Raw genomic sequence first — 22,231 nt, forward strand, 5'->3', positions numbered from 1 at the left:
TCAACTCAATTTTTAGATTACAAAGTAAAACTGAAGTCTTTAGATACAGGTTTAGAATTAGACCAAAATATATCAAAGAAATCATACCAAAATTCAGCTTGACGTCCAGTAGTTAAATATCCAGATTCACCATTACTTAGAAATGAAGGAGAACGGATTTCTCCACTTCCAACATATGCATATTTTTTATCAACAATCATTAATTTTTGATGAATCCCTTCATAATGTAATTTATTTAAATGAGAATCAGAAACTTCTTCTCCAAAATCACGAATTTCCATAAATGCATTAGGGTTTGATTGGTATTGGTCAAATAATTCATATAATTTTAGAACCGCTTTAATTTTTTTTGTGTGTGTATTATTATATGATTTTTTTACTAAAACATCTCTAGTAAGAATTTTGAAAGAAACACCACGAGAAGCACTATCTATTAATTCATCAAGGATATATGCAATCCCATCAATTTCAATAAAAGGAGATGCAATCAATACTTCATCAGATGCAGAATTTAATAATTTTTTGAAAACATCTTTCAATTCAATAATATTTAAATCCGAATAATTCTTTTTAAGAGAAATCAATTTTTCGTGCATAGATAAAGGCAAATTAATTACTGTAGAATCTTGTAAAGATGAAATTATTTCAGTTTTTTTATTTAGTCCTAAAAATTCTTTAATTTTATCCAAATCTTGTACAACATAATTAATTCTTGTTCCTATTTTTTCAGATTTTACAAAACCAGCGCTGACTAAATAGTTCAGGAGGAAATTAATGCTTTCACGATCATCAGAAGAAACATTATCTAATTCATTACCAATTTGACCATTTTTTTCAAACGTGTCCACAACCCACTGGTTAAGTTTTTCACTATTCATCAGAATCACTTAAAATTTCAAATAATTTTGCACTCAAAGTTCTGTCTAACAAAGAATTTGCTGGAATCCACCTAGAAATTTCATTTGGTAAATAAGGCTGACAATTAAAATCATTGATAAATATACATGCGATGCAGGAGTCGGAGCATTTTTGTGAGCATGATTTTAAATTATGCTCAGTTAATCTAAGCAATCTTTTGAATTCAGTTGCATTTGAAGATTTTGTTATTTGAGTAATACCGCCTATTCCAAGGTCTCCTCTTTCATACAAAATTATACATCCATCAGAAATCAAAATTTTACTACCAAAATCTTCTAGACCAGTAATTTCCATTAATGATGACAATAAAGCATGTTCGATTGAATGAAGTAGTGAAATTAAAGGTAAATTGCTTTTATTTTCAATTAAAGTTTGAAAGTTGGATTGTGTTGCAAAACTAAGAGTATTATTTGCTAAATCATCATAAGAATCCTCAGTTATAGAATTGGTTTGTTTCAAAAGTTTAATAATTTTCTTTTTATCAAGAGAAAGAACTAATCCTCTACCTTCAGTTTTGACAACATATGCATTGTATGTATCTCCCGATTGAAATAATCGTGCCATTCGTTCATTGTCAGGAATCACTACAGGATGAGAAGAAACCGCAGATTTGTAACCATAAATTACTGTCAGCGTAGTGATTTTTGGAACTGTGAATGATTTTTCAATTCCATATTGCTCATGAATTATTTTAGTTTCAACATCGTGAAGATCATTTAGACTCCAGCTATCAGAATCATCATCCTTACTATCTTCATAGGATTTATTTAAAATACTACAAGAGACATTGCTGTTGCCTAAATAAAGATAAGTTTTGATCATAGGAGAAGTAATAGAAGGAGCTGATGTTACTATAGGTTTCATTATAGAAGGTTTTCCATCATAACCGACATCAGGATCTTTTCGGATGTGACATTTACAAAACTTATCTACAGTTTCTTTGAAATTACAGGTTTCACATTTCCAATATGAGTTCAAAAAAGAACCATACATATGAAAATGCATATGCCCAGAACAAGAGTCCTTGCTTTGACAAGGAATTGAAGAACCTTGCACTTCAGATAATCTAGCCATCCTAGGAGTCAATTCCTCTAAATTGGCACATCTAGGACAAGCAAAAACATATGAAAATTGGTTTAAAGAATTCTTTTTAATTGGGTTATCACATTCAGAGCATTTGCCATCAACATGAGGCATAGGTTTTTGACAATCCCCACAAAAACCTTCATTACAACAAGGACAAGTAAGTTTAGGGTTTTGAGGGTTCACCAATTCATAATGTCCACATTTAAAACATCGAAAAGATAATGGGAACACAGATGAATCCAATCTTGTGTTTTCATTAATATAAAATAAATTAATTTGTGAAGGATTTACAGTATAATTTACAATATCATCAGAAGTTTTATCAATAACTTGAGGTTGTTCGCCAAGCATTTCTTTCAGTTGTTTATCAATATCGGTATTTTCTGAAAAAATGATTTCTTGTTTAGTGTCTTTAGCAAATTTGTTTGCATTATTTTTTTGTTTTTCAAAATAATGGCGTTGTAATTGGTTTTTACAATCAGAGATTTCTTTTGCCAATGCTTTTAAAATTTCTTTATCAGGATGTTCTTCAACAATTCCAATAATTTTAGATGTTCGTAATGTAACATTATCACTTGTCCAAACTGCACCCTCATAATTTTTAAAAAGAACTTGCCATTCGGTTAAATCAGGTATTTCATTCATCATTATCACCAGTTATAGATATTTCATCTAATTCTTCTTCAGGGAAAGTCATCCATGGGGGAAGATATTGAGATTGAATTAAACTTAATAATCTATCATCGTCAACATGTACTTTGATTTCTTTATTTTTGTTAGCTCGTAATGTAGTAAGAGAATTACCATGACTCAAAAACCACTCACTCAAATAATGACCTGGTCCACTAAGTTTCCTCCATTCAGAAACAAATTCATTATATTCAGTCTTTGCTTGATTAGCAATTTGTAAATTAACAGAATTCGGAGCAAAAACATCATCACGTAAACATATTAACAAATCATACAGTAATCTTTGTTTTAGTTTAGGTTGAGTAATTAATGCTCTATTAATTGAGGGAGCGGTTAAAAGATATTGATAATAACTAATGATGTTTATTAAAAATTTTAAAATATTTGGAAAAATTAATTTAGAAGCATATGCGTTTGTGCTTTGAATAGGTTTTCTTTCATAATAACCACTTACATCAGAAAAGATTCTATGAAAATTTTCATAGACAAATACATCTCTTGGAACAGATGGAAGTAAATGGATATTGACATGACCAGGAGTATTTTTTCTTCCTGTACGTCCTGCAGTTTGTGAAAATTCAGTCATACTTTTTGGCATGCCCATCATTATCATATTATTCAAATTTCCAATATCCAATCCTAATGAAATAACCAGATTTGCCAGCAGAATATCAATTTCTTTATTTATTGCACGTTGGAAAAGTCTTGAAACTTGAGTTGTAGAGGCATCACCACTTAGAAATTCAATGGATTTATTTTCATTGAATATTTGACCAAATAGCTCTTGTAATGACTTTCTAATAGTATATCCATCACTTTTACGGTACACATAACCAAGCAAGAAATTATATGCATCACCAACTTTGTTTGTTAATTTTGAACTAAAATTTGGGTCATGATATATTGCATTGTATGTTTTCATCATAGAATTAGACATCGAAGTTCGAGAAGAGCGAGCTACAGGTAATTGAACTACAGTTCTATATTTGATAAGGCGAGGTTTGGGTTCAAAATAAGAAGAATATGATGAATTTTCAGGGATGGTGATGATTTTATCTGATTTCATTCTTGTAATACAACAAAGTAACTCACTTTCATTAGCAATAGTTGCAGTTCCTGTTTCAAAGGTTATTTGAAATGGGAGAGGATCACGAACATCCCACTTTTGAATTTTATTTGAAATGACATTTAGACTTCTTATGTAAATCGATAGAAGTATTCCTGTCAAACCATAAAGGGAATGTACTTCATCAAAAACCAAATATCCAATAGGTGAACTTTGTTTTTTCTTTAAATCTAATGATGTGCCACATGCTTTACAAGATAAGGTAGTGAATTTATCACCTAATGCAGGAGCATGATATCCACAAGAACATTTAACAAAATGCCCACCAAAAAACCTCATAGTATATTGTTCAAATCTTGCAGCAGTTGAATTATAGAACATGTTATCAGGAGTAGCTATTGTAATCAAAGGTAAGTAATCACCAGATTCTTTAGGTGAAAACATGTAAGAAATCTCATGACCACATGAACATTTTCCAATGATTCTGTGGTTACTTTCTTTGGCAAGAATAGAATTTCTTTTTCCACATGATGGACAGGCGTCAAATTGAACCATTTGTTTCCCCACAACAGGATTTGCCAAAGCCTTAAACAAAGGATCAAAAAGTCCAATGTAGATTCCACCTGTAACGTCAGGAGATTTAAGTAATTGTCGAATTTCATATACAAATTTTGTAAGTCGCTGAAACATATCTTGATTAAGAATCCTAGTAGGGAAAATCAAAACAGACCTCTGCTTAGTAATTATAGAATGTAATGCAGCATTAACCATAAACACCAAAGTTTTTCCTGACCCAGTAGGCGCTTTAATAATAGATGTTGTTCCAAATTCATCATTAGCGATTTGTTTAATCCTGTTTTGTATTGAATCCCATTGAAATTTAAAAAAGGATGTATCTACATTGAAAGATTTTGAGGCAGCTAAAATAACATTTCTTATTAGACCGACAAGATTTTTTTGTTGTAAAATTTGTTTGTCATTTATAGAAAGTTGGTTCAAAGAATCCAAAAAAGATTCATCAGATTCTAACACATCTAAACTTGCTCCTAAAACAGGAATTTCTCTAATAGTATCAAAAACTCCAAATGTTGAAAAACAGAGAGTATTTTTTTCTTTAACAGATGCAGTCAAAACACCATTAGTGTTTGAATATGGATTTTTATCGAATTCTTCTGCTAAAGAATCTTCACCATTTTTTAATACATGTTGTAATGATTCAAAATGTTGTTGAGGAGGTAAAAGTAAATCCCCATTAGAAATTTTAGTTATAATAAAAGGCATAAGAATACATCTTTTTGTCCACTCAGAAGTTCTTGGAGGGCTGGAAGAATAAGAATTTGCATTTAAAAATTCAACACCTATTTTAAAAACATCATTTTGGTTTGTTTTAGAAATAGAAATTTCTAAAGTGGTTTTTGTATCACCAGTTATTAATTCAATAAAACCTATAGAAGTTTTATCTGGATCACATTTTTGAGTGGGTTCATAATCTAAGGCATCCATAGAAGTTTGATTAATTTCATTTAAAGTATCAGTATTTGCATCATATTTTTTAATTACAGAGATTGAATCAGTAGAATTAGCAAGATCAATTTGTTTTGGATTATTCTGTAATAATTCATTTAATGAAAATTCAACATCATGTTCAAACAATTTTGGTTCAACTGTTTTTGGTTTAAATTCACTATCAAAATTTAGACCATATGTTTTTCCAAATAGATTAACATTGCCAAACGTAGGAGGTAAGTTAACTTTAGGATTACTTACACTATGAATTATTCGTACATGACTTGATTTTTCGCCAGAGACAAATCGTCTTTCTCCATATCTGATGAATCTAGGAACAGCATATCTGATTTTTAATTTGATTTTTGTCTCAGAACTTCCCTTAACGAGAAATTCATAAAAAATATGAGGAGGAAATCTCCAGACTTGATTTAATTTTAACCGATATAATTGAGGAGGGACTAAATAATTAGCATCAAACGCATTTCCTAAAGATTCATTTTCAACATAAGAAGAATCAATTATCTGTCGTTTTGACATTAAATTCAATGTTTCCTGATCATCAGAAGCGGGAGATATGTGGTCTAAAATCTCATCCATCCAAGGTTCCAAATTAGTATTAGTCACAAACATGTTTAATCCTCAATCTTGTATGCTTCAATATAGAACTCTACCTCTTTAACTGATCGCCCAGTTTTGTCAACGATTATTCTATCAATTCTCTTCACACGAGGTTCCATAAAAGCAAATTGTCTAGAAACAAAATTTGCAACATAATGTGCTTTTGGTACCCATCTACCTCTAGATTTTACACATGATTGTCCAAATTTTCGAAAGATATTTCTGGAATGGTTAATGTAAATTTCTTTATCTTTTTTCCCAACTAAAGTTTCTTGGAAATTTTTAGAGTCCGTTGACACATTTAGAATAAAGTTAGTTCGAGACTTATTTCGATTAATGATTTGTTGTTTATGATATTTTTTGGTAGAAGCAACAAAATCAAAAATCACGTCAATATTTTTTAAATTGTCATGTAGTTTGTCTTTCAAGTTTACAGGTATTGAATAAGATAAAGGATGAATTAAGGATAAATTTTCACGCATTAATGACCACAAGACATACCAACGTTCCCTAAAAATTTCACGAGTTGGTAATAATGAAGGGTCATCCATAATACTCAAAAGAAAAGAATATTGTTTTTTAGTTAAAGCATTATATTTATAATAAAAAGTATTATTTTTTTCCAATACATCATCATCATTCAATAATGAAGACATCTGATTATCAAAATTAATTTCATGAAATAAACTAACAAATTTTTTTAAAATTTTGTTATCCACATATCCAACATATTTTATTAACGCAAGAATATTTTTTAGAATAAAATCTTCTTTTTTGATGAATCTAAATGATATTCCAGATACAGAGGAAAAATCTACATCATCTCTTGAATTATGTTTATTATCTAATAAATTTTTTAAAACGATACTCAAATATCCATTTTTGGAAATTTTATGAATTTCATCAGAATTTTTTTCATAAGTATCAAAATCCCAAGATAATTTGAATATATTTCCAAAGAAGTCTTCTACAATCATACATGGAATTTTTCCACTATAATCTATAGGCTCTAGAATTTTTACATAGGTAATAAAAAATCTACTTAAATTATCTGAACCTCTCCACTCCTGTAAATCTAAAGTAAAACTATCTAAATAACACATATCTCTCAAAATTTTTTCAATTGTAGGAATTCCCACGATTGTTCGTAAACAAGTTTCAATGAATTCATGGGAGGTATCTTCAAAGAAGATTTCATTCTTTTTACCAGTGTTTTTCAATTTCCCAAGAAATGGGAATAAACGCCATTTTTGTAATCGGGTTTTTTTAAATCGAATTTTGTTTGGATCTAGTTCACCAACAGATTGATTATATGGTGCAAGGGTCGTTTGAAGATGTACAGGTAATTCAAAATTTGGTAAAATGAGTGAAAGTTCATTTGAAGTCCAATGACCTTGAAATTTCTTAGATTTTCCAGATAAAAGTAAACTTACAATATCAGAAGGTACAGAAAAATTGTCCATTTGTTTCCAATCAAAATAATTTACTAATTTTTCAGTCAAAAAATCATATAATATATCATCAAATGATGAAAATTCTTTTTTAAAAATTGAATCTAAAAGTTGTTTAACTTCGGGTTTAGAAATTTTTTCAGTGTTTTTCATAAGTAATGCTAATTGTAATTCTTCAATTTCAGACTCTTTTTTTAAAAATTCACTATAAAGAATTTTTAATAATTCAGATATTTCAGATTGCAATATTTTAGATTCATCATCGGGGTTTTGGTCAGTGTCAGAACTTTCAATTGAAATCATCACATTTTTTTTTGACATGATGGATTGCAACGTAGAAAATTTTGAAATAGGGACAGAAATTTTCCCTTCAAATGTAATTACGCCTTCAATATCCATTATTTCAAAATATTCATCGGATTGAAAATGAAATTTATGTGAATTAATCATCACATAACCAGATTCTTCTACACATTTCAAATTAATTGTAGATGATGTTGGAAATGAATGAATAGTAGAATTTGCATTTTTTGAACCAATAGAAATTAGATTGTTTTTTTTAATTTGAAAATAATAAGGAGATCTTTTTCGATGAACTTTTCTAACAATCCATCCATTTCGAAAAATAACAAAATAACTCTGAGAACCGTCTTTTTTTTATATTTAAAAAAAACCCATTTTCGGTTTGCAGGATCAAAAAAATTGCCACATATCATTTTCTGAACATTTCAATGAAAAATAGGTGTCAAAATCAGGTGGATTTATCATAAGTTATGAATTACCAGTTCAACTCCTATTCAAGTATTTTCAAGTTATTTTTTTGAAAGCCAAATCTTTGTACTATGTAGTTTTTGACCAATCTTTCCTTTAGTAGTCTTTACAACACATTTCTTTGGGAGAACATTATCAATACCATCAAACAAACAGAGGTAATCTTTTCCCATAGATAGCATTACTTCATTGTAATTTTCATTTTTTGTAAATTTTTCTAATTTAATTAGAGTTTTCTTTTGAAGTGTAGGAATCTGGTCAGATGAAAGGCGTTTATCATAATTTGTTATTTGTTGTGTAGGACGAATTAATCCATATTTTGCAGATACTATCAATAAATCTACTCCATTATAGTTAAAGGGTTTATGTTTTCGAATCATCCTAAACATCGGTCCATCATACATCTCCACAGCAGGCATACGATTCATTTCTATTTTTTTACGTTGAGAACAAGATACAACAAGAAGTTTTTTTGGTTTCATAAGACTGTAGATTTTTTTATGTAAGAAACGATTTACTTCTTCAAATCTTTCTGCACGTAATTCGTCTTCCGAATTTTTCTCTAATTGTAGAAGTTGATTTAGTTTTTCATCATATTCTTTGTTTTTTAGTCTCTTCGAAATTTTTTTCTTATATTTTAAAAGTTCTAAAAATTCTTCATGAGCATCATCGGTATCCAAATTATGAAATTTATTTTTAGAAAGAATAGTTTTTAGAGGTTTAACAAAATTTTCCTCTTCAATTTTTTCTAAATGTTTTATCAATCTTCCACGTTTTTCTGCAGGATTTTTATAATTGAATATCCACCCCTTAAAATCGGCACCAAAAATTTTATATTTTTTTAGTAACGCATAGCGCTTTGAATGGAAGCAACCTAGCAAAAATAACCAATCTTTAGGATATTTTGAGCGAATTTCAGCAGTAACTTTTTCTAAAAAGCTTTCATTTCGTACAGTTACAAATCGGGCAGTGTTTTCTTTTTTTGCCAATAACCCCCCTATTGCAATATTCTTGTAACCCATTCTTTTTAGAGAACGATAACATTCAAGGTATTCTTTAACAGTTTTTCCTTGAGCAACCCCAATTAATTTGAATGACCTTTTTTTCTTTTTGTATTCTTTGATTGCATTTTTTTGCACTTTGAATTGTTTTCTTTTTATTTTTTAAAACATCTAAAATAATCCCATAGTCAGTTCCCATCTCTTCATATTTTTCAAACAATTCAGAATAATTTTTTGATAAACCACCATCTTTTGTAAAAATTCCAGAATCAGTAATTTTTACAATATTTTTACCAGTAAATTTTTTGAATGCTTTTCTAAAAATTAGGAGTAGAATTTGCATTTCCCATCAAACCAATTGGAGAAGATTGTCTGTGAACACCACTATATCTCAATAATTCAAGGGATTTTTGTCTGTCAGCTACCAAGAAAGGAATAGGATTTTTGGGTAAATTACCTACTACCATGTACTGAGGTGAGATCTAGTCTTTATAACCAAATCGAATGAGATTACTTTTCAACAATACACCATTTTCCATTACCTTCATAGAATTTTACTGAAGAGAGAGGGATTTTATCTTCAAGATTTTCAAATATCCATCCTGCAATATTTTCAGATGTAGGATATTCAAACATAGTATTCAAGTCATTGTGATCTAGTTGAGAAATTACATTCCAACATTGAGTTTTCATATCAGCAAAATCCATAAGCATGTTATCTTGATATGTACTGCCTTTAACTAAATCACCCATAATTTCAACTTGAATTCTAGAAGTATGCCCATGTAGTTTACCACATTTAGGATGTCCTTTTAGAATATGTGAAAAATCAATTTCAAATTCTACACCTAGTTTAGTTTTCATAATATTACTCAGAATATTCAGTAGGGTCAGTCACGTTTGCCTCTTTAAAAGCAGTTTTTCTCTCTCTACACGCACTACATCTACCACAATGCCTATGTTTTCCCTCATAACAAGACCAGGTTAATTCAAAAGGAACGTTTAGAGAATGACCAATTTTTACTACTTCAGATTTTTTAATTGTAGCAAAAGGTGATGAGACAGAAGCATCATCATCACCTAAAGATAGTTTGGTCATATTTTCAAATGCGGAGATAAACTCCTCTCTACAATCAGGATACATCCCTCTATCAGAATAATGTGCTGCAAAGAAAATATTTTTTGCTCCAATACTTTGAGCATATCCTGCACCAATAGATAGGAAAATTGCATTTCTGTTTGGGACAACAGTTGTTTTTAATGTTTCATAAAATTGTGCACTAGAAGGAACAGCTGGAATAGAAATATTGGGATTAGTTAAGGCAGAATCAAGTACAGTTTGTAAAGGAGACAGATCAATTACTTTATGTGAAAGAGTTAGGTTTTGACATATTTCTTTTGCAGATTCAGATTCTTTACAATGTTTTTGACCATACAAAAAAGTCATAGGAAAAACTTCATGACCTTCATGTTGTAATTTGTATAATAGAGTAGTACTATCTAAGCCACCAGAGAAAATTAAAATAGATTTCATTTGACTCGGCCTCCAATTAAATCCTCATAGACTTTACGCATGTAGAAAACTGCGCCTGATGTTTGTTCAGTTAATTTACAACTACAATTTTTACATTTAGTGCATTTAACAAAACTACATTTTGGACAAACCTTAGCTTTACTGACATAAAATTTTTCACCACATGAAAAGCAGTAAAGATGAGGGTCACCTACATAATGTAAGAAAGATTCAACGATCCTTGATCGAGGAATATTTTTTTCTTTAAGAATTTTTTCAGACTTTTTAATTACATCTTCATCAATGTTTAAGGTAACTTTGACTTTACCATTTGCCATAATGTTATGTATTTTTATGTACTATTATTTAAGATGATTTTGTATATTTCTTGATCTCATTTGGAGCCAATAATCGAAATCCAGATTTCCCATCAAAATGAAATTGAGGATTACGTTCAAATCTTTTGGATGCATCATGTCTATTTCCAGGATGATTTACACAATGAAAGATGGTTTGTAGGCGTAAAGTCATCTTGTTTACGTCATCAGACGGAAATTCTATCTTTACACGAGAAGAGATTTCTTTAAGATCAGCATATTCTTGGGAATCGTTGTTTTGAAAAGTGTCTACAATCATTTGCCAAACAGGTTTAGAATATTTTGACATCACAAAGATTCAGAAGTTCTAGAATTAATCTTTTCAGGTTAATAGTATCGGGTGTCTTCTAATGGTATCAATAATCTAGTTTTTTTATCACAGAATTTGTGAAAGGGGCATGCGGTTTCATCGGTTAGACAAATAGGATTGTTTTCTTCACATTTTGTTCTATTTCCCCAAATCATGTTGTCAATATAATCTCCAGGAAGTTTAGTTTTTTCCATTATTTCAAACAATGCAGATAAACCAGCTTTTCTAATATCTAGAGCATCAGAATTATCCAACAAGTGATAATGTTCAAGTTTATTTTCAATCTCAGAATTAGTTGTAATAACACCCAGTCTCAATAACTGTTTGAGTATTTGGTAATCAATTCCAGGAATTATGGGTTGATCAAAAGTCACTAATCCCCTTCCTTGATGCATAATTGCATTAACCATAATCATTTTACATATTGGGTCATCAAATGCTCTAAACGTTTTCAAGGATTTTGTAAATTCAACTAGAGAGTTTTTGCAATGATGTAACAAATTAATCATATTTCCATCCCAGCAATCATTTAGTTTTGTTGCCAAATCAATCCAATTTCTATGTCTTTCTTCTAGTAAAGGTAACACATCATTTCTAGAATCATCTTGGAAAATCTTTCTAAATTCATCAAATGTTATTTCAGATAATTTTTTTGAATCAAGAATATCAAAGGTTCCAGAATCAACACAAGTTTTGAGACACCTCCACATGTACATTGCACCTCTAGCATCAATTCCACTTTTTTTTCCACTAGAATAGATTAATTCAGAGTTATTTTTTGACCAATATTTGAAATTTATTGAATTACCTAAAGTAAAGAATTGTGAAACAAATTCATCAGATTCTGTTTTTGGCAACCAAAAATTATCATCAATCCAATCATAGCCTTTGTGAGTTTGACTCAATTCTAAGAGAGACGAACTAAGCAATTCTACTTTAGATTCATTTACTTGGAATTTTGGTGAAAATTCGACGTTAATTCCAAGATCATCAAGCAGAGTCATAACAGATTACCCATGTGTGAAGTTTTATAATTTAGGTTTGAAATAGAATTAACCTTGGCAGAAGAACCAACTCGCAAAGATTTTTTGATAAAAATGTACGAAAGTAGTTGGAATAATGTTAGTCGTGCAGAGGATTCATTATGGAAAATTTTTGCAGCATATACAGCATTATTTGCAGGTTTAGGAATAGCCATAGACACCATAGGAGTATTTGGATTCCTATTCATCATGACAATCTTCAGTTTTGCAGGAGTTATCTCATCATTGATTACAAATAGTTGGTTTGTACGTAATATGGGGATCATATCAAATATCGAAAAAGAATTTTTAGAATTTACAGATACAGAAGTAATTCCAAAAATATGGATGTCTGGAAAAGTGTCATTTCTTAATAGAGAAAATTGGTGGATTACAATTGCATTGTTTTTTGCAGTTATAGTTGGAATACATATTATTTTACTATCAGAATTAACATGGGAGGAATTTGTGAAATTAATTACTCTTGACGTAGTAGGATTAATTTTTGTAGGAGGATACTGGATATATTTAACAAAGGCTCAAAATGATTTTGAAAATCAGGCACCAGGAAAAACAATTACGTAGAATAAGCATTCTGCCAGATAAATCATTAATCAGAGATTTTAACCAATCAGATAACTCCCCTTAAGAGAAAAATGTTCAAACCTTGACAGATTTGCACATACAGAGACGTTGACCCTGAAGATATTCTCCTTCAGAGATTTATTGTAAATCTATTAGAAATGATTCAATAATAGTTCTCAACTAGAATCCTTCTATACATGACATTGTACATCATAAGAGAAGTTTTATCAAAACCAAATATTGCATTTGAGAAAATATCGCAAAATCCACGATATTTCAGACTATCTGTGATTTTGTTTAGTCTTGCATGTTTTACCTCATTTTTTGCTGAAATATCGGAATTATTCTTTCAAATATCATATGGTCTCAGAGAACTTCCAAACTTGATCCATTATGTAGTAAATTTTGGTGGAATTGTATTGAATAATTTTGTAATTATTTTGATTATTTTTTACATTGGGAGAAAATTAGGTGGCAGTACTAGTTTTAGACAAATATTCACAAGTATGTCGTTTTGTTTGATTCCTGTCATTATCGGTACAATGACATTGGCATTGAGTACTTTTCTCTACTTTTTTAGCATTCCCTCATTTGATGAGTTATCTACATCATATGCATCAACTTTTATGTTTTCTCCACCCATGTTGAGCAATTTTATCATCATTCCATTTTTTATTTGGTCGATTATACTATATTTCAAATCAATAAAAATTACAAATAATTTTACAAATCTCAAGACAATTCTTACTTTGGGCTTGGCATTTCTTTTAATGTATTTGGAATCAATGTTTTATGATTTGACCACAAGTATTCCATTACAATTTCTGTATCACTAGATTTGATTTTCATTTCAAAACATATCTCAACAATACAAAATTAATAAATTTTTTACATTTTCTTTGAAATTAAATTATTTTCAATGGCTTTCAATTTTTTTATAATATCGCAAATTTTTTTCAAATGAATTTAATTTTTCACATCAATCTCAAGAAATCAAACAAAACCACATTCGTGCCTGAGACAATTAGACAAAAACCACATTTTTGTGGACTTTTGTCTAATTTTGTGGCTTTTTTTTGTGGCATTTCACGCCTAAAAAATACCACAATTTAGACAAACCACAATTTCCCTATATTATGAGGTGGTTGTGTCTAAAATATTGTAATTCGTATCTTGTAATTATTTTTATTAAGATTAAATTAGTTTAATGTAATTGATAACGCGCATGTCTAGAGGAAATTATCTTTTCTTCTTTGTGATTTATTGTAGTACCCTAATATTGTTATAATTTTTCTTTTTCTTGTAATTCTTTAATGTAGTTAGGATCTGAGAACTTTTTTGCTTGTTCCTCAAATAGTTTGACAACTGAACTCTCCCAATCTTTGTCTCTATTTTTTAGATTATTTTGCAGTGTTTGTATCGTACTTTCAAGCTCTTCTATCTTTTGTGTATTTTCTTCTAGTTCTGAGATTTTCTTGCTCTGCTTGTCTATTTTTATCTGATTTCTAAAGTCCTCGCCGATTGTTATCTTTGGCTCAAGCTCAATGTATTTCTCTAATCTGTCCTCGTTGCTGAGTCGATAATACTGTTCCATGTATCCGCTGTGTCCTATCAATGCATGAGCATATTCCAGTCCATGGGTGTTTGATGCTTGTGTCTCAAAAAATGCCCTAAAAGAATGCAAAGTTATCTTGTGTACTGTAGAGTTGTCATATTTTGTGTCAAGTTCTGTTTTTTTCCTCAAATGTCAGAAATTCAGTATTTCTCTGTCAACTGCCTTTCTGTTGTCTTTGTTTGTGGTAAAAACCAAGTCGTCCTGATTCATTCTTTTAATTATTGGTAAAAGATAGTGTTCAGCTTCCTTTGAAATGTAGGTCTGCCTTTCAGTGTTTTTCTTTGTGAGTTTTGCAGGAATTGTAATTCGTATTCTTTCTTGCGAAAAGTCAAAATCTCGCTTTTTTAGCCCCATTGTCTCACCAATTCGCATTCCTGAGCTAATTAGAACAGTATACAGTGCTTTTCTCTTCGGTTTTGAATTGTCAACTAGTTTTCTAATTTCTGCAAGGGTTAGGGCATGTCTCATGTTTTTTGGATCCTCTGGTAGTGTAATGTCTCGTCTTAGATTGTAGTGGTTTATCCTCAACTGGTGATATGAAAAATACTCTACTACTGTCTGGTAATATGCAACTGAGGTGCTTGCCTTTGAATCCTCGTGTTTCCAGTGGAGATACTTTTGAAACAAGTCAATCATCACTGATTCATGTCTTGACTCTGGAAGTTTCTTGATGTCCTCAATTACTTGCTCTGTGGAGTCTTTTCCAAACTTTGCAAACGCAAACTTGTCAAAGCTATGCAGTGCTCCCTTGCAAAAGTCAACAGTACTAGTAGACTTTGACTTGTTGAACTTGTTTGTAAGGAATTTATCTCTGGATCTCAACACATTGAGATATCCTAACTCGTCAATTCTTTCACGTTCAATCATATGGTATGATAGTACGATCGCAGTATAAAAGAAAACCTAACCCTTTAGAAAATCACAAGGTTATCTTTCTAACTCTTTAATTTTAGATGCTGTAATTTCAGCTGCTCTTTTTCCAGAGTATAGCATTGAACCAAACGTTGGCCCCATTCTTGCTAATCCGTGGGTCTCTGTAACTGACATCCCTGCTGCTACTAGTCCTGGATAAACCTCGCCTGTTTTGTGAACTACATGTTCTTCCCCATCATTGACATGCATTGGTTCCATTCCTTTCCATTTTGCTAATCCTCGGTCAACTAATCTTTTAACAGCTACAGAATCATGACCTGAAGCATCAATGATCATTTTGGCTTCTAATGCAACTGGATCAACACATGTGATGTTTCGTGGCAATGCTGAAACTGGCATCCAATTCACAACAATTCCTGTTACTCTGCCATTTTTCAACACCAAGTCATCAAATTTTGTAAGTTGAAGAAATTTTACACCTGCATCACAAGCTGCTGCAATTAATTTTGATACTGCATGTGGTCCTGGCGTTAAGTATAATCCATCTGCAACCTTTTTGTATGGTACTCCTAATTCATCCCAAAATTTCTGTGCTGGCTCTCTAACTGTAACTGGATTCATCATGTATCCTCCTAACCAATAACCTCCTCCTAGGTAGTTGTTTTGTTCAATGACAAGAACTTTGAAACCCATATTGGAAAGTTCTCTACTTGCTGTTAATCCTGCTGGACCTGCGCCAATAATGATGACGTCTGAATCTGCTCTATCAATTAACACGTCATGAAATTCGTTTGCAATTGCACGTGTGATTTCAACTTCACGTACATCTGTGAATATTTTAGATGATTGTTCTGCAATGGTTGCTTCTTGCATGGCGTTGGTTTCTTTCGTGAACAATTAATACTTTCCCACAACTTTTTTTTAAAAAATTAGGTTGCACTAATAATTTTACTTTATGTCTACATGTGTAGAAGTAGGAAAATTATGTACGTTATAGAAATTTTTTCTCCTAAAACATCCAAATATCAAAAATTTATAACCAAACCAAAAGGAATTTCATTGTATTGACCATATCTGATCTTAAGCAATCTGCCTCTGATTCTGTTAAACCTAAAATTAATTGGGCAAGAATTGAGGAAGCCGATAATTTTGCTAAAACTGTAAAATTGTTCCGCCAAGGAAAATATGATGAGGACAGCTTTAGACGGTTTAGACTTCAACATGGTGCATATGGTACCAGGATGACTGGGGATTATGCCATGGTTAGAATAAAACTCCCTGCAGGCGAAATTTATCCTAATCAATTTGAAAAAATATCTCAACTCAGTGAGCAATATTCTATAGGCAGTGCACATTTTTCAACTAGGGAAAACATCCAACTACATTGGGTGATTCTTGAGGATGTATCAGAAATCTTTAGAGGTCTAGCGGAAGTTGGATTGACATCAAGAGAAGCATGTGGTAACTCTGTAAGAAATGTAATGTGTAGTCCTTTATCTGGTGTTTGTCCTGATGAGGAGTTTGATTCAACTCCTTATGCACTCGCTACTGCAAGATTCTTTTTGAGAAATCCTATGGCTCAAAACCTCCCACGTAAATTCAAATTTAATTTTACATGCTGTGAAAAACACGGGATGGTGAGAATGGTTGACGTTGGATTAATCCCGCAAATTCGAAAAATAGACGGGGCTTCTCAACGTGGCTTTAAAATATTTCTTGGTGGTGGACTTGGAAACAAATCATACGTTGGACATCAATTGGAGGAATTCACCCCTGAAGAAGATTTATTGTACACTTCTATTGCTGTAATGAGAATCTTTGATAGATTAGGTGATAGAAAAAATCTTGCAAGAAACAGAATGCGTTACCTTGTAAATGATATGGGCTGGGAAAAGTTTCAGAATCTTGTTTTCAAGGAACGTGCAATTGTAAGGGCCACCCAATCTGTAATCACTCAGCTGGAAGTTGATCATACTCCTAACGTAATTAAACGACCAATTAGAATTTCTGATGAAAGTGGTGCATCTTTTCCTGATGGATTTGCTCGATGGTTGAAAACCAATACTGTTAAGCAATCTCAAAATGACTATCGTTCTGCATTTATCACATTGGAGGCAGGAGATATCACTGCAAGTCAACTTAATGCATTGGCTGATATTGTTCGTGAATTTTCATCTGAGGGAAAGGCAAGAGGTGGATTTGTACAAAATGTTGCATTACGATATGTTCACGAAGACGATTTACCACGCCTATATTCTAAACTTCTCCAAGTTGGATTAGCAAAATCCGGTGCTTTAACCATGACTGCTCCTATTGGGTGTTCTGGAACCACTTCTTGTAATCTTGCATTGACAAACTCTCACCGACTAGCAAAAGAAATTCAAAGAAAATTCCTTGAACTGAAACTTGATGAAGATGATGATCTTAGTGATTCATCCATTAAGATTAGCGGTTGTCCTAATTCTTGTGGGCAACATGGGATTGCAACAATTGGATTCTTTGGAGGTGGCGGTCGTGTTGGTAAAGACATGTATCCAAACTATCAGATGTCTTTAGGTGGACGCTCTGACGGCGATACTATGTTAGGTCAAACATGTCTTAGAATTCCTGCAAAACGAGTAATCCCTGTAATTCTAAAAATCATCGAACTATTCAAACAAAACAAGCAATCTGATGATACTCTCAAATCGTGGATTCATAGAATTGTAAATGGGAATGAAGATTCTGAAATTAAATCAATCAATGACATCAAAAAAATATTGGAACCTCTAATCGTTCCTCCTGCAAAAGAGAGTGATCCTGACTTTTATCTTGACTATGGCAGTGATACAAGTTACCATACAAAAACTGGAAAAGGTGAATGTGCTGCTTGACCGAATCTGGTAAAATTACAACCGATGTAGATTCTTTACGCTCCGAAATAAGAGACAAGAGCGTACGAGTAATAGATGTTAGACGAGAAGATGATTACAAACAAGATCATATTCCAACTGCGGTTAATTTGCCTTTAGCAACTCTTTTGTCTGATGATACTCCAGAACGAGTCTTAAAACTTGTAACTTCCATGGGAATTGACGATGAAACTCCTGTTGTTGTTTACGATGATACATTTGGTGCTCTGGCATCCAGAGTTGCTTGGACTTTAGAATACATTGGACATTCTAATGTAACATTGCTTGAAACTACTTATGGTCATTGGAAATCTCTTGGATTGGAAAATGACTCTCAAACACCTGATGTTCAAAATAAAGATCACTCTTTGAATTTACATTCTGAAATCTTGGCCACTTCTGATTATTTGGAAAGTGCAAAATCGAGAGATAATGTGATTTTAATAGATAATAGAGAACGATTGAATTTTCTTGAACAGCATATCCCCGGAGCAATCAGTCTTCCTTATCGAACTCTTGCTTCAAATGATAAAATCCTACGCTCTAAAGATGATATGAAAAGATTGCTTGATAATCGAGGAATTACTGGAAATTCTGAAATTATTACGTATTGTGGCAGTGTGGGAACACTATCAGGTTTAGCATACTATGCTTTGAAATCTGTAGGCTTACCCAACACAAAATTATATGTTAGATCTTTTAAGGAATGGAAGAGTCTTCATAAACCTACAGAAAAACAAGAAGATGCGAGTTATTGGGATTTATCTGCAGAATAATCAAGAAGAAATTTCGTTTCTAAGTTTCTTTGTGACTGTGCCTTCTATATTGTCAAACAGAACTAACATCTTGTCTTTGTTATCAATCAAATAATCTTCTCCTCTATCTTTTAATCTAATTTTCCATAATCTGATTTCTCTGTGCTCATCAAAGAAATTCTCAATCATTTGTTCTCCTGATTTTGTTGGGTCTATGAACACATCAAAAATTTCAATAGTTTTTTCAACATCTCCTTCTTCAATTGCTTCTTTGACTGATTGTATAGCTTGACTTAGTTCTTTCAAATTTTTTACAGGTTTTGGTAATGTTTTTTTTGTAATTCCAAACAATCCTTTCTTTTCTTTACCTATTTTTTCTGCAACATTTGGTGCAAGATCATATATTGGAATTTTACTTAAGCCATCACGTTTTTCGTTTTGAACAATTAACCCTTTTTCTAAAAGTTTCTCCAATGCATTATCTGCATCAGCTTTGTCTAGAAATGTTGTCCAAACAATTGCACCTAGTGTATGATATCCTTGTCTTATTGATTCTAACACTACAACTTCTTGAATTCTCTTGAACCCTTCTTCAATTCTAACATTCATGAAGTCTTTATCTCGAATTGATTTTCTTGCATTTTTAACATCAATCTCAATGGAGCGCTTTAATGCTTCAAGTGATTCTGGGACTTGATTTAACAAAGATAGGAAACACGCTTGATTGTACCATGCCATTCCATATGTTGGGTCTGACTCAATTGCTTTCTGAACTGCATCTAGAGCTTTAGAATAATTTTTCTGTTCATAATGGACTAGTCCTTTAAGATTCCAAGCTTCTGGATTTGTAACATCTATGTCTAAAATTCTATCATAAATTTTTAAAGCTTCACTGTAATCATCTATGTGAAATCTGGCATATCCTAATTTCATCAAAGTTTCTATGTTACTGGGATCAATTCTCAATGCCTGCTCAAAAATCTCTATGGCTTCTTCAAGTTTCTCATCTGCCATCAAATTAATTCCACGCTTGAATAATTTTTTACGGTTATAGTCCGAATCTACAATACTTGTTTCTTCTTTTACAGATTTCTCTAACTTTTTCTCTTCATTCTTCTTTGATTTTTCTCTAAATAGTTTTTTCACTAGGACAAATTGTGTTTTTATCTAGATAAATACCATCTTAATCGAGCCTAATTGCATATATCTTGAACTTGTGATGAATTTATGCGATCTAAATACAGAAATACTTGAAGTATGCACAATCGTTTGTGTCATCTCAGCCACGAATAGAAATTCACGGACAGGCACCATTCAAGCAATCTGGTGTCTATGAAGCTCAAATCGCAATTACTGAAATAAAGCCTTCAGACGATGCACTTCGAACAAAACAATTCTCATCGTTGTGGAGAGGTAATTTCCATCTTAGAGTAAAAGATGGGATGTTCTCTGAAACTCTTGGTTCTCCATCAAACCCTCTTCCAGCATCTATCGCAAATCTTGATAAAATTTGGATTGTGGTAACTGATCTATTTTCTTCGTTACATTCTATGTTTGATGTTCCTTTAGCCAAATCCACTACTAAATCTGAAACTAAATCTGAAACTAAATCTGAAACTAAATCTGAAACTAAATCTGCCGATGATCAATCTGTGAAGCGTTCTGCAAAAACAAGTGTTGATTCTTCTTATTCTTATGGCAACAAAGGTCCTGACGGTCCACCTGGTCCTCCAGGTGACAAAGGCCCACAAGGTCCACCTGGTCCTCCAGGTGACAAAGGTCCTGACGGTCCAGTAGGTCCCCCAGGTTCTATTGGTGACAAAGGATCTACTGGAGATAGAGGATCTCAAGGAGATAAGGGTATTGCAGGTGACAAAGGTCTAACTGGAGATAAAGGAATTACTGGAGACAAAGGAGACAAAGGAGACAAAGGAGTTACTGGTCCTCCAGGGGATAAAGGAGACAAAGGCCCAACTGGTCCTCCAGGTGACAAAGGTGCAGATGGGTTAAAAGGTCCTCCAGGGGATAAAGGTGACAAAGGCCCAACTGGTTCAACTGGTGACAAAGGCCCAACTGGATTAAGAGGTTCTCCAGGTGACAAAGGAGATGATGGTCCTCAGGGAATTATTGGTGATAAAGGATTAACAGGTTTAACTGGTCCAACGGGTGACAAAGGCCCAACTGGATTATCTGGTGTACAAGGAGAAAAAGGAATTCAAGGTCCACCTGGCCCTATTGGAGAAAAAGGTCCAGTAGGTCCTCTCGGCGATAAAGGCCCAGTGGGTCCAGCTGGAGTATCTGGGGATAAAGGATTAACAGGTCCAACAGGTCCTCTCGGCGATAAAGGTCAGCAAGGTCCACCTGGTCCACTAGGAGAAAAAGGAAACAAAGGTCCTGAAGGTCCACTAGGAGAAAAAGGTCCACAAGGTCCACAGGGACCTGCAGGAGCTAAAGGATTAACTGGAGTGCCAGGACCTCAAGGAGAAAAAGGAGAAAAAGGTCCTTTGGGTCCTATTGGAGAAAAAGGTCCAACAGGACAAATAGGTGCTCCAGGTGACAAAGGCCCACAAGGCCCACAAGGCCCACAAGGAGAACGTGGAACTACTGGTCCATCTGGAGAAAAAGGTCCACAAGGTCCACAGGGAATTCAAGGCCCACAAGGAGAACGTGGTCCAACAGGTCCAATGGGTTCTATTGGTGATCAAGGTCCTGTAGGAGGTCAAGGCCCAGTGGGTCCACCTGGTCCTAGAGGTCCACCCGGCCCACCTGGAGAAAAAGGACCATCCGGTGGAATGTCTTCTGAGCAAAAAGCACTCTTTAAAGATTTGTTAGAAATCTTAACAAACAAAAATGTTATTTCTACTGAAGAACAAATTAAATTAATGAGTTATCTATATTGATTTTTTATTTTTAAAATTTCTTTGTTGATTAATTTTATTTGAATGTTGGGTATTATTTTTTATTTTAGAAATTTCTTTTTTTGAGATTTTTTTCGTGTTTAAAATTTATTAAAAATTAGTTTCAAAATTTGTTTATCTTAAATTTCTTGATTCTGAAATTTTTCATCTCTGCTAATGATTTGAAATATCTTTAGTTAACACTGACTTGATTTAGAAAAAGGAAAACAATTCGTCATCTATAAGACGATTGTTAGTTTGCTAACGATGTTATCGTCTTTTT

At 32.4% G+C, this 22,231-nt stretch carries 21 protein-coding genes; 5 read left to right on the top strand and 16 right to left on the bottom strand.

The genetic code is table 11. From position 1 onward, the window contains the following. Positions 1-17: 17 nt before the first annotated feature. The 12 genes from BD31_RS05690 to BD31_RS05740 form a co-directional block, all read right to left on the bottom strand. Positions 18-878, bottom strand: coding sequence for a phospholipase D family protein (locus tag BD31_RS05690; protein ID WP_008299744.1), 861 nt, complete (start codon positions 876-878; stop codon positions 18-20). Next, positions 871-2,649: a hypothetical protein gene (locus tag BD31_RS05695; RefSeq protein WP_008299776.1), complete on the bottom strand. Its 1,779-nt coding sequence runs from the start codon at positions 2,647-2,649 to the stop codon at positions 871-873. The genes BD31_RS05690 and BD31_RS05695 overlap by 8 nt, the downstream gene beginning before the upstream one ends. Further along, positions 2,642-5,893: a DEAD/DEAH box helicase gene (locus tag BD31_RS05700; RefSeq protein ID WP_238536083.1), complete on the bottom strand. Its 3,252-nt coding sequence runs from the start codon at positions 5,891-5,893 to the stop codon at positions 2,642-2,644. Before BD31_RS05700 ends, BD31_RS05695 begins: the two co-directional genes overlap by 8 nt. 8 nt (positions 5,894-5,901) lie before the next feature. Then, complete coding sequence (locus tag BD31_RS05705; protein ID WP_008299710.1) at positions 5,902-7,818, bottom strand: hypothetical protein; 1,917 nt, start codon at positions 7,816-7,818, stop codon at positions 5,902-5,904. Between the two features lie 332 nt (positions 7,819-8,150). Beyond that, entirely contained in the window at positions 8,151-9,248 is a 1,098-nt protein-coding gene (locus BD31_RS05710; protein ID WP_048097498.1) for a DUF6884 domain-containing protein, read from the bottom strand. Next, positions 9,166-9,453: a hypothetical protein gene (locus tag BD31_RS05715; protein WP_008299791.1), complete on the bottom strand. Its 288-nt coding sequence runs from the start codon at positions 9,451-9,453 to the stop codon at positions 9,166-9,168. The genes BD31_RS05710 and BD31_RS05715 overlap by 83 nt, the downstream gene beginning before the upstream one ends. Further along, positions 9,428-9,577 carry a hypothetical protein gene (locus tag BD31_RS10080; protein WP_008299772.1) on the bottom strand — a complete coding sequence of 50 codons (150 nt, stop codon included), beginning with the start codon at positions 9,575-9,577 and terminating at the stop codon, positions 9,428-9,430. The genes BD31_RS05715 and BD31_RS10080 overlap by 26 nt, the downstream gene beginning before the upstream one ends. A gap of 43 nt (positions 9,578-9,620) precedes the next feature. Then, positions 9,621-9,974 (bottom strand): 6-pyruvoyl trahydropterin synthase family protein, encoded by a 354-nt coding sequence (locus BD31_RS05720; RefSeq protein ID WP_008299726.1) that lies wholly within the window; start codon positions 9,972-9,974, stop codon positions 9,621-9,623. Positions 9,975-9,978: 4 nt separating this feature from the next. After that, positions 9,979-10,644 (bottom strand): 7-cyano-7-deazaguanine synthase QueC, encoded by a 666-nt coding sequence (queC, locus tag BD31_RS05725; protein WP_008299748.1) that lies wholly within the window; start codon positions 10,642-10,644, stop codon positions 9,979-9,981. Further along, positions 10,641-10,961: a DUF6364 family protein gene (locus BD31_RS05730; RefSeq protein WP_008299765.1), complete on the bottom strand. Its 321-nt coding sequence runs from the start codon at positions 10,959-10,961 to the stop codon at positions 10,641-10,643. Before BD31_RS05730 ends, queC begins: the two co-directional genes overlap by 4 nt. A gap of 28 nt (positions 10,962-10,989) precedes the next feature. Continuing rightward, positions 10,990-11,289, bottom strand: coding sequence for a hypothetical protein (locus BD31_RS05735; RefSeq protein WP_008299764.1), 300 nt, complete (start codon positions 11,287-11,289; stop codon positions 10,990-10,992). Positions 11,290-11,327: 38 nt separating this feature from the next. After that, positions 11,328-12,314, bottom strand: coding sequence for a queuosine salvage family protein (locus BD31_RS05740; RefSeq protein WP_008299742.1), 987 nt, complete (start codon positions 12,312-12,314; stop codon positions 11,328-11,330). 54 nt (positions 12,315-12,368) lie between these two features. Here BD31_RS05740 and BD31_RS05745 point away from each other — a divergent pair, with 54 nt between their 5' ends. Together BD31_RS05745 and BD31_RS05750 are read left to right on the top strand one after the other, a co-directional pair. After that, entirely contained in the window at positions 12,369-12,917 is a 549-nt protein-coding gene (locus BD31_RS05745) for a hypothetical protein (RefSeq protein WP_008299789.1), read from the top strand. Between the two features lie 197 nt (positions 12,918-13,114). After that, positions 13,115-13,753, top strand: a complete 639-nt coding sequence (locus BD31_RS05750; RefSeq protein WP_008299771.1) for a Yip1 family protein — start codon at positions 13,115-13,117, stop codon at positions 13,751-13,753. 446 nt (positions 13,754-14,199) lie between these two features. Here the strand turns inward: BD31_RS05750 and BD31_RS05755 are convergent, their stop codons facing one another. From BD31_RS05755 to BD31_RS05765, 3 genes are read right to left on the bottom strand one after another with little or no spacing between them, the layout of a single operon-like run. Next, positions 14,200-14,661, bottom strand: coding sequence for a hypothetical protein (locus BD31_RS05755; protein ID WP_008299752.1), 462 nt, complete (start codon positions 14,659-14,661; stop codon positions 14,200-14,202). Positions 14,662-14,664: 3 nt separating this feature from the next. Continuing rightward, positions 14,665-15,399 (bottom strand): site-specific integrase, encoded by a 735-nt coding sequence (locus BD31_RS05760; RefSeq protein ID WP_008299721.1) that lies wholly within the window; start codon positions 15,397-15,399, stop codon positions 14,665-14,667. Positions 15,400-15,459: 60 nt separating this feature from the next. Next, the gene (locus BD31_RS05765) at positions 15,460-16,278 is read right to left on the bottom strand and encodes a sulfide-dependent adenosine diphosphate thiazole synthase (RefSeq protein ID WP_008299716.1); all 819 of its coding nucleotides are present in this window, start codon (positions 16,276-16,278) and stop codon (positions 15,460-15,462) included. 191 nt (positions 16,279-16,469) lie between these two features. Between BD31_RS05765 and BD31_RS05770 the strand changes: the two genes are divergently transcribed. Next, positions 16,470-18,278, top strand: coding sequence for a nitrite/sulfite reductase (locus BD31_RS05770; RefSeq protein ID WP_008299757.1), 1,809 nt, complete (start codon positions 16,470-16,472; stop codon positions 18,276-18,278). Continuing rightward, a complete protein-coding gene (locus BD31_RS05775; protein WP_008299731.1) occupies positions 18,275-19,072 on the top strand; it encodes a sulfurtransferase in 798 nt (265 codons plus the stop codon). Before BD31_RS05770 ends, BD31_RS05775 begins: the two co-directional genes overlap by 4 nt. Here the strand turns inward: BD31_RS05775 and BD31_RS05780 are convergent, their stop codons facing one another. Continuing rightward, complete coding sequence (locus tag BD31_RS05780) at positions 19,073-20,197, bottom strand: tetratricopeptide repeat protein (RefSeq protein WP_008299715.1); 1,125 nt, start codon at positions 20,195-20,197, stop codon at positions 19,073-19,075. A gap of 125 nt (positions 20,198-20,322) precedes the next feature. Between BD31_RS05780 and BD31_RS05785 the strand changes: the two genes are divergently transcribed. Further along, positions 20,323-21,951, top strand: a complete 1,629-nt coding sequence (locus BD31_RS05785) for a collagen-like domain-containing protein (protein WP_008299763.1) — start codon at positions 20,323-20,325, stop codon at positions 21,949-21,951. The last annotated feature ends 280 nt before the right edge of the window (positions 21,952-22,231 follow it).

This window comes from Candidatus Nitrosopumilus salarius BD31 (genome assembly GCF_000242875.2).
GTDB classification, from domain to species: domain Archaea; phylum Thermoproteota; class Nitrososphaeria; order Nitrososphaerales; family Nitrosopumilaceae; genus Nitrosopumilus; species Nitrosopumilus salarius.